The sequence below is a fragment of the Streptomyces sp. NPDC001904 genome (assembly GCF_040297005.1).
Classification (GTDB): Bacteria; Actinomycetota; Actinomycetes; order Streptomycetales; family Streptomycetaceae; genus Streptomyces.
Genome location: NZ_JBEOYI010000020.1, coordinates 91,169 through 105,759, shown reverse-complemented (window position 1 = coordinate 105,759; position 14,591 = coordinate 91,169). Strand labels below are relative to the sequence as shown.

13 protein-coding genes are annotated in these 14,591 nt (G+C 70.9%); 4 read left to right on the top strand and 9 right to left on the bottom strand.

Going from position 1 to position 14,591, the window contains the following annotated elements:
- Nucleotides 1–6 precede the first annotated feature (6 nt).
- The 7 genes from ABT127_RS27890 to ABT127_RS27860 form a co-directional block, all read right to left on the bottom strand.
- Entirely contained in the window at nucleotides 7–519 is a 513-nt protein-coding gene (locus ABT127_RS27890; RefSeq protein WP_351455573.1) for an SRPBCC family protein, read from the bottom strand.
- Nucleotides 520–925: 406 nt separating this feature from the next.
- Entirely contained in the window at nucleotides 926–1,591 is a 666-nt protein-coding gene (locus ABT127_RS27885; RefSeq protein WP_351455570.1) for a hypothetical protein, read from the bottom strand.
- Nucleotides 1,592–1,742: 151 nt separating this feature from the next.
- The gene (locus tag ABT127_RS27880) at nucleotides 1,743–2,786 is read right to left on the bottom strand and encodes a peptidase C39 family protein (RefSeq protein WP_351455568.1); all 1,044 of its coding nucleotides are present in this window, start codon (nucleotides 2,784–2,786) and stop codon (nucleotides 1,743–1,745) included.
- 40 nt (nucleotides 2,787–2,826) lie between these two features.
- Nucleotides 2,827–4,914, bottom strand: coding sequence for an iron ABC transporter permease (locus ABT127_RS27875; protein ID WP_351455565.1), 2,088 nt, complete (start codon nucleotides 4,912–4,914; stop codon nucleotides 2,827–2,829).
- An 83-nt stretch (nucleotides 4,915–4,997) separates the two neighbouring features.
- The gene (locus ABT127_RS27870; protein ID WP_351455563.1) at nucleotides 4,998–6,062 is read right to left on the bottom strand and encodes an iron-siderophore ABC transporter substrate-binding protein; all 1,065 of its coding nucleotides are present in this window, start codon (nucleotides 6,060–6,062) and stop codon (nucleotides 4,998–5,000) included.
- 108 nt (nucleotides 6,063–6,170) lie between these two features.
- Entirely contained in the window at nucleotides 6,171–7,034 is an 864-nt protein-coding gene (locus ABT127_RS27865) for an ABC transporter ATP-binding protein (protein ID WP_351455560.1), read from the bottom strand.
- 166 nt (nucleotides 7,035–7,200) lie between these two features.
- A complete protein-coding gene (locus ABT127_RS27860; RefSeq protein WP_351455557.1) occupies nucleotides 7,201–8,076 on the bottom strand; it encodes a helix-turn-helix domain-containing protein in 876 nt (291 codons plus the stop codon).
- A 197-nt stretch (nucleotides 8,077–8,273) separates the two neighbouring features.
- Here ABT127_RS27860 and ABT127_RS27855 point away from each other — a divergent pair, with 197 nt between their 5' ends.
- Both ABT127_RS27855 and ABT127_RS27850 read left to right on the top strand, forming a co-directional pair.
- On the top strand, nucleotides 8,274–9,248 hold the full coding sequence (locus ABT127_RS27855) for an aldo/keto reductase (RefSeq protein WP_351455554.1): 975 nt from the start codon (nucleotides 8,274–8,276) through the stop codon (nucleotides 9,246–9,248).
- Between the two features lie 256 nt (nucleotides 9,249–9,504).
- Nucleotides 9,505–11,145, top strand: coding sequence for a GMC oxidoreductase (locus tag ABT127_RS27850; protein WP_351455552.1), 1,641 nt, complete (start codon nucleotides 9,505–9,507; stop codon nucleotides 11,143–11,145).
- A 42-nt stretch (nucleotides 11,146–11,187) separates the two neighbouring features.
- Here ABT127_RS27850 and ABT127_RS27845 read toward each other — a convergent pair whose 3' ends face one another.
- Nucleotides 11,188–11,565 carry a nuclear transport factor 2 family protein gene (locus ABT127_RS27845; protein ID WP_351455549.1) on the bottom strand — a complete coding sequence of 126 codons (378 nt, stop codon included), beginning with the start codon at nucleotides 11,563–11,565 and terminating at the stop codon, nucleotides 11,188–11,190.
- A 123-nt stretch (nucleotides 11,566–11,688) separates the two neighbouring features.
- On the opposite strand from ABT127_RS27845, the gene ABT127_RS27840 reads away from it, so the two are divergent.
- Both ABT127_RS27840 and ABT127_RS27835 read left to right on the top strand, forming a co-directional pair.
- Nucleotides 11,689–12,099, top strand: a complete 411-nt coding sequence (locus ABT127_RS27840) for a rodlin (RefSeq protein WP_351455710.1) — start codon at nucleotides 11,689–11,691, stop codon at nucleotides 12,097–12,099.
- Nucleotides 12,100–12,226: 127 nt separating this feature from the next.
- Nucleotides 12,227–12,916 (top strand): TetR/AcrR family transcriptional regulator, encoded by a 690-nt coding sequence (locus ABT127_RS27835; protein WP_351455545.1) that lies wholly within the window; start codon nucleotides 12,227–12,229, stop codon nucleotides 12,914–12,916.
- Nucleotides 12,917–12,961: 45 nt separating this feature from the next.
- Here ABT127_RS27835 and ABT127_RS27830 read toward each other — a convergent pair whose 3' ends face one another.
- A complete protein-coding gene (locus ABT127_RS27830; protein WP_351455542.1) occupies nucleotides 12,962–14,569 on the bottom strand; it encodes an FAD-dependent oxidoreductase in 1,608 nt (535 codons plus the stop codon).
- Nucleotides 14,570–14,591 lie beyond the last annotated feature (22 nt).

Below are 14,591 nucleotides of genomic sequence, written 5' to 3'. Positions count from 1 at the left end.
GTCCCCTCACGCTGCGCTGTTGTCGCTCTCCAGCTCCCGCTTGAGATTCGCCAGCGTCCTGTCGATGTTGCGGGACTGGAAGGCGGCGAACGTGTGGCCCGACGTGGCGATCCTGTCGAAGACATTGGCGACGAAGGAGGGCCATGCGCGCCGGTCGTCGGTCCAGGTCTCGGTCACACGTGTGCCGTCGGCGGTGTGCTCGAACCGGTACTCCCACGTGGCGATCGGACCGGGCAGACGCGGTCGGCGGACGCCGATCGCGTGGACGCGGAAGGCGAAGCGGCTGCCGGGTTCGGCCGCCGTGACGGTGCAGCGCGTGACCCACCGAAAGCGCCCGCGCTTGTTGCGTCCGACGAAGGTCGTCCCCAGCGCGGCCGGACCGGCCGGTGAGTCGTCCGTGGTTCCGCGGTTCTCCGGACTCCAGCGGCCCATGTCCCCGGGCCGGCTCACGGCTTGATAGGCGACGTCGGGCGCCACGCCGACCACGATGCTGCTGCTCACGGTGAATACGCGCGCCATTACAGTTCCCTCCCGACCGAAACAAGTTGCTACTACCGAGTACAGATCATAGGGATCGGGGCGAGGGACTCGGCTCGCGCGGTGGTCCGCACGAGCGCCCGACCCTCGTCCCGTACGGACCTCAATGGGCGCAGGCCCCGAACTCCGCGTGCCGCGCCCTGGCCTCGTAGAGATCCCTTGCGCCGGCGGGCCGCGGCGCAGCCGGAGTGGTGCGCCTGGCTTCCGCGCGAGCCTGCTCCATCAGCCGCCTGAACTCTTCCTCGGTCATCGTGCTCGCCTCACCAGTGCAGTAGGTCCGTCACTGGTAATACGTCACCGCGTGCGCTTCGGACGGGTCTGCGTCGCGGCGCTTCGCGGACGGCAGTGCACGTCGTCCACCGACTTGCGCTCCCGGTCCGGGAAGCGGTCAGAGCTCGCTCGCCGGTGTTCGGACCGGAGCGGACCGTGCGCCGCTGCGGTAGGTGGAGATGCCGAACGCCAGCAGCCAGTAGCTGAGGAGCGCCCCCATCAGCGCGGTGGTGCCCCAGCCGTTGGCCGCGTAGAAGTGCGCGGGAGTGTTGCCGAAGAACAGGGACGGCACGAAGGCCAGATTGACCGCTGCCAGGACGTACGCCGACCTGCCGGTCCAGCGGGGCAGCAGTCGTGTACGCGAGACGACGAGGCCCACCGCGGCGAGGAACAGCGCCAGCATCAGGCGGGAGATCGACCCGTAGAGGATGTAGGTGCCGCTGACCGTGATGGTCGGGTCGATCGGGCGGTCGGCGGCGATGACCGCTCCCGCTTCCAGACCGCTGGAGACCAGGGTGACCGTCGCGTAGACCAGACCCGTGGCGAAGGCGATCGAGGCGGCCCACTCGTACTCCGGGCTCACCCGCTTGACCAGTTCCCGCACCGCGGTCACGAACACGACCAGGAAGGCGAGAGCCAGGATCCCGACCAGCAGCCTGCTCAGCACGTTCGCGTCCGGTGGCGGGCCCGAGTACACGAAGTACAGGGGCACTTCGATGATGAGGGCGGCCGCGGCCGCGATGCCCGCGACGCCGGTGAGGCGCCGCGCGAAGGTTTCCGTCATGGGTGTCCCCCGGTGGGTGTGGTGGATGCTTCGCCGGCCTGTCCGCCGACGTCAACAGCCTGCCCTGCGCGGCGGCCGTAGTCGGTGGGCCTGCACACCGGAGTGGGGGTGGCCCCAGCACCACCGTCCTCGTTCTCCTCAGCCCCGCAGGTCATCGGCCGATCGTCACGGCACCCCGCAGGCGCCCGGCGGACAGGCTCGACATCGCGTCGAGGGCCGCGTCGGCGACGGGCAGCAGATGGGCGTCGACCCAGGTGTCCCCGGTCGACGCGTCGGCCCAGGGGTCCTCGATCACGACGGCGCCGGGCACGGCGGCGTGGCAGAGCACCCAGTGCGGTACGTCGAACCCCTGCATGTCCGCGAGCGAGACCAGGAGGAGCACGCTCCCCCGCCGGTCCAGTGCGGTGCGGATGTCGGTGATCGACAGACGGCGTCCGTCGATGGGGACACCGATCCGTCCGGCCTGCGTGCGCGAGGTGCGCTGGAGCAGGGCGCGCCACTCCTGTTCCTCGGCCGCGAGGTGGTCGAGGAGGACGGGCTCGTCCGTGTCGAGGTGGATCGTGACCGGAGCGTTCGGCCACGCCCGGCGTACGGCGACGCCGAGGCCGACGGGCTCGCAGGCGGGAAAGTTGGTCGCGTCGCGCCACAGGGTCAGCTCCGCCTCGCGGTCGAGGGCTTCCCGCGCCAGCGTCCCCGCGTGGGTCTGCGCGATCAGCGCGGTGACGGCGCCGCACGTGAAATGCGTGCTCTGGCCGTAGTACGGGGGCTCGGGAACGGCGCCGTCGTGCAGCCAGCGCACGTAGCCGCTTGCGGGGCCGTCCGCCGCCGCGGTCTGTGCGAGCGGCGGGGACAGCGGCGCGAAGCCCGCGGTGGTGGCGTCGTCGTGGTGAGCTGTCCAGCCCTCCCACTTGACCTGCGTGAGCCCTTGCCCGCGCGCATGGTCGACGACGGCCTCGACAGCGGCCTGTACGTCGCCGACGGCATCGACGATCTTCAGGTACGCCGTGTGCGGACGGGCCGTCACCAGCGCCGCCGCGGACCACTCCCCGCTGTCGCCACACGGGACGGCCACCAGGTGCGGGGAGTGGGTGGAGCGGTCGACGGTGCGCCAGCGATCGGGCACTTCGAGGTGCCCGATCCGCTCCAGCAAGCCTGGTGACGTGTCGGGCTCGAACGGGATGACGGTGCTGTTCACGGGTGCGTCCTTCGGGGCGTCGTCCGGTGGGTGGGGTGGGTCATGCGCGGGACTGCCGGAGCACCCAGACGAAGTACGGCGCGCCGACCAGCGCGATCATGAGGCCCGCCGGGATCTGGGCGGGCGCGACGAGCGTGCGGCCGAGGGCGTCGGCCACACAGACCAGCACCGCGCCGAGCAGCATCGCGACCGGGATCGCCCGGCCGTGCCGGGCGCCCACCAGCGACCGTGCGAGGTGCGGGGCGACGAGCCCCACGAACCCGACGACGCCGACCGCCATCACACTGAGCGCCGCGAGCACGGCGGCGATCGCCAGGGCGGCGAAGCGGGTGCGTTCGACCTTGACGCCGACGATGCGCGGGGTGTCCTCGTCGACGGCGAGCAGGTCGAGACGGCCGCGCAGGGCGAACAGCACGGGGAGCGCGAGCGCCAGGGCGACCGCGACCGGTACGACGTCGGGCAGCGTGCGGCCGTAGGTCGTGCCGGAGAGCCAGGTGAAGATGCGGGGCGTGTTGTACGGGTCGGCGCGCAGCAGCAGGAAGGTGGTCACGGCGCTGAGGCCGTACCCGCAGCCGATGCCGATCAGGACGAACCGGTCGGGCAGGAAGCCGCCGCGCCAGGACAGCAGGGCGATCATCGCGAAGGTGGCGAGCCCTGCCGCGACCGCGACCGCGACGAGCACCGGGCGTCCGCCGGGCAGGCCGGACGTGACGACGCTCGCCGCCCCCAGTCCGGCGCCCGCCGTGATGCCGAGCACGCCGGGCTCGGCCAGCGGGTTGCGCACCGCGCCCTGGACGACGCATCCGGCCAGGCCGAGTGCCGCTCCGGCGAGCACCGCGGCGATCACGCGCGGGACCCGGTCGTCGAGCGCCTGGCCGATCAGGTCCGGGGCGGTGCCGTGTGCCCAGAGCGCGATGTCCCCCGCTCGCAGCCAGAGGCTCCCCGCCAGGACGGCGACGAAGGCGGCCACGGCCAGGAGTGCCACCGCGCCGAACACCACGAGGAGGAACGCGCGCCGCGAGCGTGCGGCGACCCGCGCATGAGGAGGTCGCGGTACCTGGCCGGTGTCCCGCAGGCGCAGCGCGAGGACCACGATCACGACGGCGCCGAGCAGCGCGGTCGGGACACCGGTGGGGATGGAGGCGGCTCCGTCGGCGCCCTGCACGGCGCGCAGCACCGCGTCCGCGAGGAGGATGAGCAGCGCGCCGAGGAGACCGGCCGCAGGCACCGCGTACAGGTGCCGGCGCAGTGCCCGGACCCTGTACGCGATCAGGCGGACCAGGACGGGGGCGCCGAGGCCGACGAAGGAGATCGGGCCCGCGAGGGTCACCGCGGTGCTGGTCAGCAGCACCGCGCAGAGCACGGCGGTGACGCGGGTGGAGCGGATCGGCACGCCGAGGCTGGACGCGGTGTCGTCGCCGAGGTTCATCACGTCCAGTCGTCGCGACAGTGCCAGCGCGAGGCACAGCACCACGGCCACGAGGGGCCAGGCGCGCACCGACGCGTCGATGTTCAGCTGTGCGAGCGAACCGCTCCCCCACGCGAACAGGCCGGTCGTGTTCTGGTCGAACAGGATGAGCAGCGCGCCGGTCGCCGCGTCCAGCGCCATCGCTGTCGCCGACCCGGCGAGGATGAGGCGGGTGCCGGCCGTGCCGGCGGCCCGGCCGGCGAGCAGCAGCACGACCGCCGACGCGGCCAGACCGCCGACGAAGGCGACGGCGCCCGACCCCCACAGCGGGACGGAGAGGCCGAAGGCCGCGACGAGGGTCAGGGTGAAGTAGGCCCCGGCCGTGACCGCGAGGGTGTCGGGCGACGCGAGGCTGTTGTGCGTGACGGACTGGAGCAGCGCTCCGGCGGCGCCGAGGGCGAATCCGACCGCCACGCCCGCGAGCAGGCGCGGCAGGCGCGAGCCGGTGAGGATCTCACCGACCGGTGCCCCGCCGGAGTGCTCGTGTCCACCGGCGAGGTAGCGCACGAGGTCGCCGACGCCGACACCCGAAGTGCCCTGCGTCAGGTGCCACATGCCCACCAGGGCGGTCCCGACGAGGAGTGCCGCGAGGACCGCCGCCCCGGTTGGGCCGCCGCCGCGCTCGGTGCGCGGCAGCGGGTTCCCGCCGGGGATCGGCATACGCGGTGTGCGTGTGTTTCGCGACGTGCTCACGTCTTGCGGTGTGCTCATGTCTTGCGATGTGTTCATGCCTTGCGGTGTGTTCACTTCTTGTCGAGGACGTCGACGTACGCGTCGATCGCCTGCTCGCAGGAGCGCGGGCCGCCGGCGCCCCACACCCGCGCCGGGAAGGAGTGCGCACGGCCTTCCTTCACGGCCGGGATGGTCTTCCAGATCGGGTTCTTCTTCAGCGCGGCGACGTAGCCGCCGGCTCCCTCGTCGTTGGCGTAGAAGAGGTTGGCGTCGCCCACCGCGGTGAGGCCCTCGACGTCGGTCTGGGCGAGGCCGTAGGACTTGTCGACGCCTCCGTCCCCGTGGTTCTTGTTCACGGCGGCGGTCCACGCCGGCTTCATGCCGAGTTCCTTGCCTATCTCGGTGAACAGGGCGCCGTCGCTGTAGGGACGGACGGTGAGGTTGCCGCCCTCCAGCCATCCGTCGAAGAACAGGAAGTCCTTCGTCGGCAGATCGGCGTCGGTCACCTGCTTCTTCGCCGTGGCGAGGTGGTCGTCGAACTCCTTGAGCACCTGGTCGGCCCGCTCGGTGCGGCCCGTCGCCTTGCCGATCATGCTGAACACGTCGCGCATGTTCCCGATCGGGTCGTCCGGGTTCGCGCCCCGGGTGGCCATGACGGGAACGCCTCGCTTCTCCAGCTTCGTGAGGGTCTCGTCGTCGGCGTCGAACGCCTCCACCACGATGAGGTCGGGCTTGGCCGCGTACAGGGTGTCGAGGTCGGGCTCCTCACGGGTGCCGATGTCGGTCACCCCGCCGGGCAGCTTCTCCGCGCTGACCCAGGTGCTGTAGCCCTTCGCGTCCGAGACCGCGGTGGGGGTGACGCACAGGGTCAGCGCGTCCTCGACCTGCTGCCATTCCAGGACCGCGATGCGCTTGGCGGGCTTGTCGAGCTCCACGGTCCGGCCGACGCCGTCCTTGAACGAGACCGGCTTCGTCGAGGTGGTCGTGGTGTCCGAGGCGCAGTCCTTCGACGCGGGAGACGCGCTTGCGCTGCTGTCGGCCGCGGCGCTGTCGACGTCGGTCGTGCCGCAGGCCGTTGCGGCGAGCAGAACGAGCCCGGTGGAGGCTGAAGCCGCCAGGCGACGGGCACGGTTCATGGAGGGTCCTCTTTCTTGGGGTGTGGTGGTGCGCGAAGGCGGATGTTCCACCTCCGGAGTTCCGGCCCAGGCGTTCCGGGTCGGGTGTTCCGGCTCGGGTGTTGTGCCTCAGGCGGGATGCCGCCCGATGGGATCGATGCGGAGGCGGCCGGTGCGGGGGTCCGTGAAGACCTCGACCCGGATGTCGTAGACCTCGCCGACGTTCTCGGCGGTGAGGACGTCGGCGGGTGCTCCGGCGGCGTGCACGCGGCCGGAGCGCATCAGGACCAGCGTGTCGGCGGCGCGGGACGCGTGGTCGAGGTCGTGCAGCACGATCCCGACCGCGACACCGTGCTCGACGACGAGATCCCGTACGAGGTCGAGCGTCTCGATCTGGTAGCGCAGGTCCAGGTGGTTGGTCGGTTCGTCCAGCAGGACGACGCCGGTGTCCTGGGCCAGGCAGGCCGCGAGCCAGACGCGCTGCATCTCGCCGCCCGAGAGTTCACCGACCGGACGTGCGGCCATGTCCCGTACGCCGGTGACCCCGATGGCGTGGTCGATGGCCTTCCGGTCCTCGGCGTCGAGGCCGGCGAAGCCTCGCCGGTGGGGATGGCGGCCGAACGCCACGACCTCCGTCACCGTCAGCCCCTGGGGCGCGGGCCGCGACTGGGAGAACAGCGTGACCTCACGGGCGAACTGACGGGCGCTGAGCAGCGCCGCGTCCCGCTCGGGGCGGCCCTCGGCGGCGCCGAGCGTCACCCGGCCGCCGTCCAGCCGGTGCAGTCGGCACAGGGCGCGCAGCAGCGTGGACTTGCCACTGCCATTGGGCCCCACCAGTGCGGTCGCGCGACCGGGTGTCAGCTCGATCGAGACACCGTGGACCACGGGGTTGCCGTCGTAGCGCAGGACGAGGTCGTGCCCGTCGAGGGCGGCCACCGGTATGCCGGAGGCGACAACCGGGCGCGCTGTGTGCCGGTTTGGGCGTGTGAACATCGAAGAGTCCGGACGGTCGGAGGGGCGAGGAGTACGGCACCCTCCGCCCCGCCTTCACCGGCCGGACCGCAAGCGCTCCCGCGCGCGGGCAGCACTGGGCACGCCGAGCAAAAACTAAGGGTTACCTAACTCGGGGAAGGTTATATTCCGCGCACCGTGTCGACAATCAGGAGTTCTGGACACCCGATACGGGATTCCGGACATCGTCGGACGCGCTCTCACCCGCGTCGAAGAACGCGCCGGGTGTGGTTCCCATGCTCCGCCGGAAAGCGGCGATGAAGGTGCTGGGCTGCGCGTAGCCCAGCACCTCGGAGACCGTCATGACGTCGAAGCCCTCGGAGAGAAGCGTCAGTGCCCGGTGCGCGCGCAGCATCTGCCGCCACTGCGCGAAGGAGAGACCTGTCGCGTGCCGGAACGCGCGGGTGATCGTACGGTCGCTGACCCCCAGCTCCACCGACCAGTCCTCCAGCGAGCGACCGTCGCCGGGATCGTCGAGGAGGGCTTCGGCGATCGCGTCGATCCGGATGTCGTTCGGCAGCTGCAGGGCGAACTGGCGCTCGGAGGGCCGGAGCACGTCGAACACGACCGACTCCGCGCGCGCCCTGGCCGCCGCGTCGAGATCCGTGCGGGACAGGTGGGTCAGCAGTGACTCGAGCAACGGCGTCATCGCGATCGCCGTCGGTTCCCGGAACGCGAACGGCGTTCGGCCGGGAGCGAAGAAGGCGTCGTGGAACCGCGCGCCCGCCGTCGCCCGGCCGCCGTGCGCCACCCCCGCGGGCATCCACAGCCCGTGCCCCTCGGACACGGTGAGGACGCGGTCCTCCACCCGGGACGTCAGCGTTCCCCCGCGCACCCAGACGAGCTCGTGGACGGGGTGCGAGTGCGGCGCCCACTCGGTGGGAACGCGAGGAATCCGGAACCCGGCGGTGATGACGAACGGGGTCACATCCTGCTCCGGGAGCGCCACGTCCGCACGGCCCACGGCGCCCGCCTCGCGCGGCGACGCCCCGGGGCTCGCCTCACCACGGGACGACCGAACCATGCGGGCGAGTCTATCCGGGGCCGCACAGGCCACCCGGGCTGCGGTGTGCGGTGTGCGGTGTGCGGTGTGCGGTCAGAGGGGCCCTGTCACACCCCCGCTCGTCACACCCCGGCACGGCGCGGCCTGCCTGCACGGCATCATGCGAGGCAGCATGAAACGTGACAGCTAACGCCGGGACCTCCAAGGAGAGCACACTCATGAAGCACATCAAGCTCGGTGACCTGGACGTGGCCCGGATCGGACTGGGCGCGATGGGCATGTCGCACGCCTACACCGGCGCCGGAAGCGACGACGCCGAGTCCATCCGCACCGTGCACCGCGCCCTGGACCTGGGCGTCACCCTGATCGACACCGCCGAGGTCTACGGCCCGTACGCCAATGAGGAACTCATCGGCCGGGCCCTGAAGGGACATCGCGACGAGGTCGTCCTGGCCACCAAGTTCGGCCTGATCTCCCACACCGGCCGTGACGGCGGCGCCGACAGCAGCCCCGCCAACATCAGGACCGCCGTCGAGGGCTCCCTCCAGCGGCTCGACACCGATCACATCGACCTCTACTACCAGCACCGCGTCGACCCCGGCACGCCCATCGAGGACGTCATGGGAACGCTGGCCGAGCTGGTCGGCGAAGGCAAGATCCGCCACATCGGCCTGTCCGAGGCGGGGCCGGACACCATTCGCCGCGCGCACGCGGTCCATCCGGTGACCGCCCTGCAGTCCGAGTACTCGCTGTTCACCCGCGACCCCGAGGCCCAGGTCCTGCCGGTGCTGCGCGAACTGAACATCGGCCTGGTTCCCTTCTCACCGCTGGGCCGCGGCTTCCTCACCGGGACGATCCGCTCCACGGACCAGTTCGCCGACGACGACTTCCGGGCCGACAATCCGCGCTTCAGCACCGAGAACTTCCAGCACAATCTGCGTCTGGCCGACCAGGTGGCGGCCGTCGCCACGCAGATCGGCGCCACCCCGGCGCAGGTCGCCCTGGCCTGGCTGCTGGCCCAGGGCGACGACATCGCGCCCATCCCCGGGACCCGGCGCGTCTCACGCGTCGAGGAGAACGCCGGCGCGGACTCGGTGATTCTGTCCGACGAGCAGCTCGTCCGGCTCTCCAGCCTCCCGCCGGCCGCGGGCGACACCCACAACGAGGCCCAGATGCGCATGATGGAACGCTGACCGACGAACCCGAGAGTCCCGGCCCCGGCGAGCGTCGCCCGGGCCGGGCGGTCTCCTCGCCCGCGGCCGTGTCGACATCAGCCCCGTCGGCGGCGCCCCGCGCGGCCGCATGAACCGAACATGCCACGGACACAACCCCTCTCAACGATCTTCTTCCTCACAAGATCGGGCAAAAGTTACTTGCTCGTATGCCGTGACTTCGTTGATGCCACCCAGTAGAACTCGTTTCCCTTCTCTCAATCGTGAGGAAGATCACATGGCATCAACCAACCAGCGTGGCAACACATCTGATGGGGTGTCACGCCGAAGACTTCTTGTAGGAACAGGTTCTATTCTGGGTGCGGCCGCCTTGATCGGCGGCACGCCGACGGCGAACGCGCAGCCGCTCGCCGCCACCGACATCCCCGACGGCGCCAACGTCCCGGTCATCATCGTCGGGACCGGCTACGGCGGCGCCGTGGCCGCCCTGCGCCTCGCCCAGGCCGGCATCTCCGTCCAGATGATCGAGATGGGCCAGGACTGGGTCACGCCGGGCTCCGACGGCAAGATCCACCCGAAGGTCACCAGCCCCGACTACCGGTCGTTCTGGATGCGCACCAGGACGAAGGCGCCGCTCAGCAACTTCCTCGGCTTCCCGATCGACAAGGCCGTTCCGAAGTACGCCGGCATCCTGGACGCCGAGGACTTCGCCGGGATCACCGTCTACCAGGGGCGGGGCGTCGGCGGCGGCTCGCTCGTCAACGGCGGGATGGCCGTGACACCGAAGCGGCAGAACTTCGCATCCGTCCTGCCGACCGTGAACGCGGACGAGATGTACAACACGTACTACCCACGGGCCAACGCCGGTCTCGGCGTCGGGCTCATCGATCCCGACTGGTTCGAGCGGACGTCGTACTACCAGTACTCACGGGTGGGCCGTAAGCACGCCCAGCGCTCCGGGTTCGGCTGGACGTTCGTACCGGACGTCTACGACTGGAACTACATGGTGGCCGAGGACAACGGCACCGTGCCCAAGTCGGCGCTCGGCCAGGAGATCCTCTACGGCAACAACTACGGCAAGAAGACGCTGGCCAAGACCTATCTCGCCCAGGCCAGGGCAACCGGCCGGGTCACCATCTCGCCCCTGCACGAGGTCACGTCGGTCTCGCCCGCCGCGGGCGGGGGCTACGTCGTGGCGATGAAGCAGATCGACACCTCCGGGAACACCGTGGCCACCAAGTCCGCGAAGGCCGCCCGGGTGTTCTTCGCCGCCGGCAGCGTCGGCACCAGCAAGCTGCTCGTGAAGCTCAGGGCCACCGGCGCGCTCCCCGGCCTCAACGACCAGGTGGGCCAGGGCTGGGGCGACAACGGCAACGTGATGGTCGGCCGCGCCAACCACGTGTGGGACTCCACCGGTGACGTCCAGTCGACCATCCCCTGCTCCGGCATCGACAACTGGGACGCGGGCGGCGCCTTCGCCGAGGTCGCCCCGCTGCCGACCGGGATCGAGACCTTCGCCTCGTTCTACCTCTCCATCACCAAGAACCCGAACCGCGCCGCGTTCTCGTACAACGCCGGCACCGGCGGGGTGGACCTGTCCTGGCAGACCGCCTGGAAGCAGGACTCCATCACCATGGCGAAGACCATCTTCGACAAGATCAACAAGAAGGAGGGGACGATCTACCGGAGCGACCTCTTCGGCACGAACAAGATCTGGGGCGACCACCTCACGTACCACCCGCTCGGTGGCGCGATCCTCGGCAAGGCCACCGACAACTACGGTCGCCTGGCCGGCTATTCGGGTCTGTACGTCATCGACGGCGCCCTCATCCCGGGCAACACGACCGTGAACCCGTTCGTCACCATCACCGCGCTCGCGGAGCGCAACATCGAGAGGATCATCGCCACCGACCTCTGAGCCCCGCCCCGCGCCCGCCCGACCGGAGGGCCCGCACCCGCCTCAGCGGGCTCCGGCCGGGTTGGTGTCCTCACCCAGATAGGTGCCGTACCCCTCGGCGACGAGCGGCCCGTCGAAGATCAGTACCTCGTTGACCAGACCACCCTTCTGATTGCGGTAGTTGATCACCAGGCAGTCCACGCCGACGTAGCTGCCCACCACCTCGAACCGCAGGTCGGGGATGCGCCGCAGCCCCTCCTCCCAGTAGGCGCGCAGCGCGGCCCTGCCGTGGATGACGCCGTCACCGCCGAGCAGTTGCGCGGCCACGGGCGACCGGAACGTCACGTCGTCGGCGAAGTGAGCCAGCAGGGCATCCAGATCGTGCGCGTTCCACGCCTTCACCCAGGAATCCACGAACATCTGCGCGGTCATCTGATCCATGGGCGCACGGTACCTCCCCGGGCAAGATGAGTCGTTGGAGTGGTTCAGCGCAACCTCCGGCCCCGGCTCCCCGTTACTCCACGCGCAGTGATCCATCTCTGATGACCAAGGAAATACATCATGCTGAAGAAGGTCATGGCCTCGGCCGCCCTCGCCACCTCCGTCGTCGGCATCTCCGCCGCCACCGCCGGACAGGCCCTCGCGATCGGGGACGACCTGGGCACCACCTCCGCCAGCGGCAACGGCTCCCAGTCGGAGATCGGCAACTCCACCACGGACGGCTCGCAGAGCCCGCAGGTCGGCGCGGTCCAGGGCTCGCTGAACAAGCTCTGCGTCGGCCTGCCCGCCAAGGCCAACGCCGGCTCGCTCGTCGGGGTCCTCGTGCCGATCGCCGCTCAGGACATTCCGGTCCTGTCCGCCGCGCAGAACCAGCAGTGCGCCGACAACTCCACCCAGGCCAAGGGTGACGAGCCGGTCTCGCACGTCGTGCACGGCATCCCGGTGCTCTCGGGCAACGGCGTCCACAACAGCTGACCCGACGATCCGCCGAGCGCCCACGGTCGCAGTGCGTCCGTAGGCGCTCGGCGGAACTCCCGTGGACGGCTGTCGTCGCGTGTCTGGACGACAGCCGTCCACACATCTGTGCGGATATCCTGGCGGAATGGCGGACAGAACCAGCGGCGAGCCGCAGATCGACGGGCGCTCCACCCGGTGGGACGAGCACAAGGCACAGCGCCAGGTCGAGTTGGTGGACGCGGCGGTCGCCCTCATCGAGGAGGAGGGCGCGCGCTTCCGGGTGCAGCGGCTGGCGGAGCGGGTCGGTCAGTCGCGGTCGGTGCTCTACCGGCACTTCAAGGACCGGGCCACCCTGGACGAGCTGATCCGCCGTCGGGTGGTGGAGTCGTTCATGCGCCGGATGGAACCCACCCTCACCTTCGAGGGGACGATCGAGGAGTCCGTGGAGCGCGTGGTGGGCGCACACCTGGACTGGGTGTCGCAGCACCCCCGCCTGTACGCCTACATGGGCGTCGGCGACCACGCGATGGGCGACGGGTCCCTGGTCGCGGACACCAAGACGGCCATCGCGCTGATGCTGAGCGAGCGGTTCAGCGACGTGGTCAAGGCTCTCGGAGTCCCTCAGGCGCCGATCCGTTCGGTCGCGGTGGGGATCGTGGGGTTCGTGGACACGGCCGTCAACCAATGGGTCGGCGACACCGAGCGCGAGGTGTCCGAGGAGGAGTTGCGCGCGATGCTGTGCCGTTCGGTCTGGGCGGTGCTGGACGCGACGCTGCGGGATCTGGGCGTGGAGCTGTCGCCGCAGCACCGGGTGGCTGATCTGGAAGGGGCGTGAGCCCGCCACCCCGTTCCGGAGGGAGTCCCCCCGGGGGCGACGGTGTCAGGCGCGTACCGCCCGGGCGGGCCGCGCGGCCCGGCGCAGTGACTCGGTGTCCGTGAACTTGACGCGGGGGCGGCCCTCGGCCTCGCCCGCCGCGCGTTCCGCCCGGTCGATCGCCCGCCACGCGTCCAGCCCCAGCGCCTCCGTCACCGTCCCGGCGCCGCGCACCGGCTGCGTGAGACGGCCGGCGGCGAAGTCGTCGAGCAGGGACTCGACCGTCTCCTGGGCGCAGGTCTTGTTCGTTCCGATGAAGCCGGTCGGCCCGCGCTTGATCCAGCCCGCGACATAGACGCCCGCCTCGACCCGGCCGGCCTCGTGCGGGACGATCGCCCGGTCGTCGTCGAAGGGCAGGCCGGGAACGGGCCGGGCGCGGTAGCCGACGGAGCGCAGGACGAGACCGGTCTCCAGGGCCCGGGGGTCTCCGGTGGGGCGGGCGCGGACGGTGCCGTCCTCATCGGTGTGCAGCGCGGTGGCGGTGATCTCCAGGGCCTGCACGGATGTCTCGCCGATGAGCCGGACCGGGCTGGTCAGGAAGCGGAGCACGATGCGGCGGCGGCCGTCGACCGGGGTGCGGGCGGCCAGTTGGGACAGCAGCCGGGTCTTCTCGTCGGTGTCGGGATCCAGTCCCTCGGGCCAGCCCTCGACGCTCACGTCCACGTCCGTGAGGGCGGAGAGCGCGAGGAGTTCGGGCACGGTGAACGCCGCCTGGGCGGGTCCGCGCCGGCCGAGGAGGACGACCTCGCGGACCTTGCTGCCGCGGAGCGCGGTGAGTGCGCGGTCGGAGATGTCGGTGCGTGCCAGGGCTTCGGGGTCGGCGGTGAGGATGCGGGCCACGTCGAGCGCGACGTTGCCGTTGCCGACGACGACCACGCGTTCGGTGTCCAGGTCGTAGGCGTCGTGGGCGTGGTCGGGGTGGCCGTTGTACCAGGCGACGAAGTCGGTCGCCGAGGCGCTGCCCGGCAGGTCCTCGCCCTCGATGCCGAGGCGTTTGTCGGTCGCGGCGCCGACGGCGTAGATCACGGCGTGGTGCGTGCGCAGGAGGTCGGTGTGGGTGAGGTCGGTGCCGACCTCCACGCCGAGGCGGTAGCGGAAGCCCGGCTGGGACTCGATCGTCCGGAAGAGCTCGGTGACCTGCTTGGTGTCCTGGTGGTCCGGTGCGACACCGGCCCGCGCGAGGCCGTACGGGGTCGGGAGCCGGTCGTGGACGGTGACGCGCACGCCGGGGTGGCGCAGCAGTTCGTCGGCGGCGAAGAGGCCGGCGGGTCCGGCGCCGACGACGGCGACGGACAACTCCCCCTCGGCAAGCCTGCGTTGCTTCGGCACGACGTACATGGGCGTGCGGTCGGCGTGCGGGTTCTGCTTGTAGTAGTCGGCGTTCAGCTCCAGGAACGGCAACTCCCCCGCGCTGAGCGCCGTATGGGGCTTGAGCGCGTCGACCGGGCAGGCCGTCGTGCAGGCACCGCAGTCCACGCAGGTGCGCGGATCGACGTACAGCATCTCGGCCGTGCCGAAGCCGGGGTCCCCCGGCGCGGGATGAATGCAGTTGACCGGGCAGGCCAGTACGCAGGAGGCGTCGGCGCAGCAGGATCGGGTGACGACGTACGGCACGGCGGTCTTGTCTCCGTTCGGG

What these genes read in the sequence shown, in the direction of transcription:
- ABT127_RS27890 (WP_351455573.1), bottom strand. Translation starts at nt 519, where the DNA reads ATGGCGCGCGTATTCACCGTGAGCAGCAGCATCGTGGTCGGCGTGGCG.
- ABT127_RS27885 (WP_351455570.1), bottom strand. Translation starts at nt 1,591, where the DNA reads ATGACGGAAACCTTCGCGCGGCGCCTCACCGGCGTCGCGGGCATCGCG.
- ABT127_RS27875 (WP_351455565.1), bottom strand. Translation starts at nt 4,914, where the DNA reads ATGCCGATCCCCGGCGGGAACCCGCTGCCGCGCACCGAGCGCGGCGGC.
- ABT127_RS27870 (WP_351455563.1), bottom strand. Translation starts at nt 6,062, where the DNA reads ATGAACCGTGCCCGTCGCCTGGCGGCTTCAGCCTCCACCGGGCTCGTT.
- ABT127_RS27865 (WP_351455560.1), bottom strand. Translation starts at nt 7,034, where the DNA reads ATGTTCACACGCCCAAACCGGCACACAGCGCGCCCGGTTGTCGCCTCC.
- ABT127_RS27860 (WP_351455557.1), bottom strand. Translation starts at nt 8,076, where the DNA reads ATGGTTCGGTCGTCCCGTGGTGAGGCGAGCCCCGGGGCGTCGCCGCGC.
- ABT127_RS27855 (WP_351455554.1), top strand. Translation starts at nt 8,274, where the DNA reads ATGAAGCACATCAAGCTCGGTGACCTGGACGTGGCCCGGATCGGACTG.
- ABT127_RS27850 (WP_351455552.1), top strand. Translation starts at nt 9,505, where the DNA reads ATGGCATCAACCAACCAGCGTGGCAACACATCTGATGGGGTGTCACGC.
- ABT127_RS27845 (WP_351455549.1), bottom strand. Translation starts at nt 11,565, where the DNA reads ATGGATCAGATGACCGCGCAGATGTTCGTGGATTCCTGGGTGAAGGCG.
- ABT127_RS27835 (WP_351455545.1), top strand. Translation starts at nt 12,227, where the DNA reads ATGGCGGACAGAACCAGCGGCGAGCCGCAGATCGACGGGCGCTCCACC.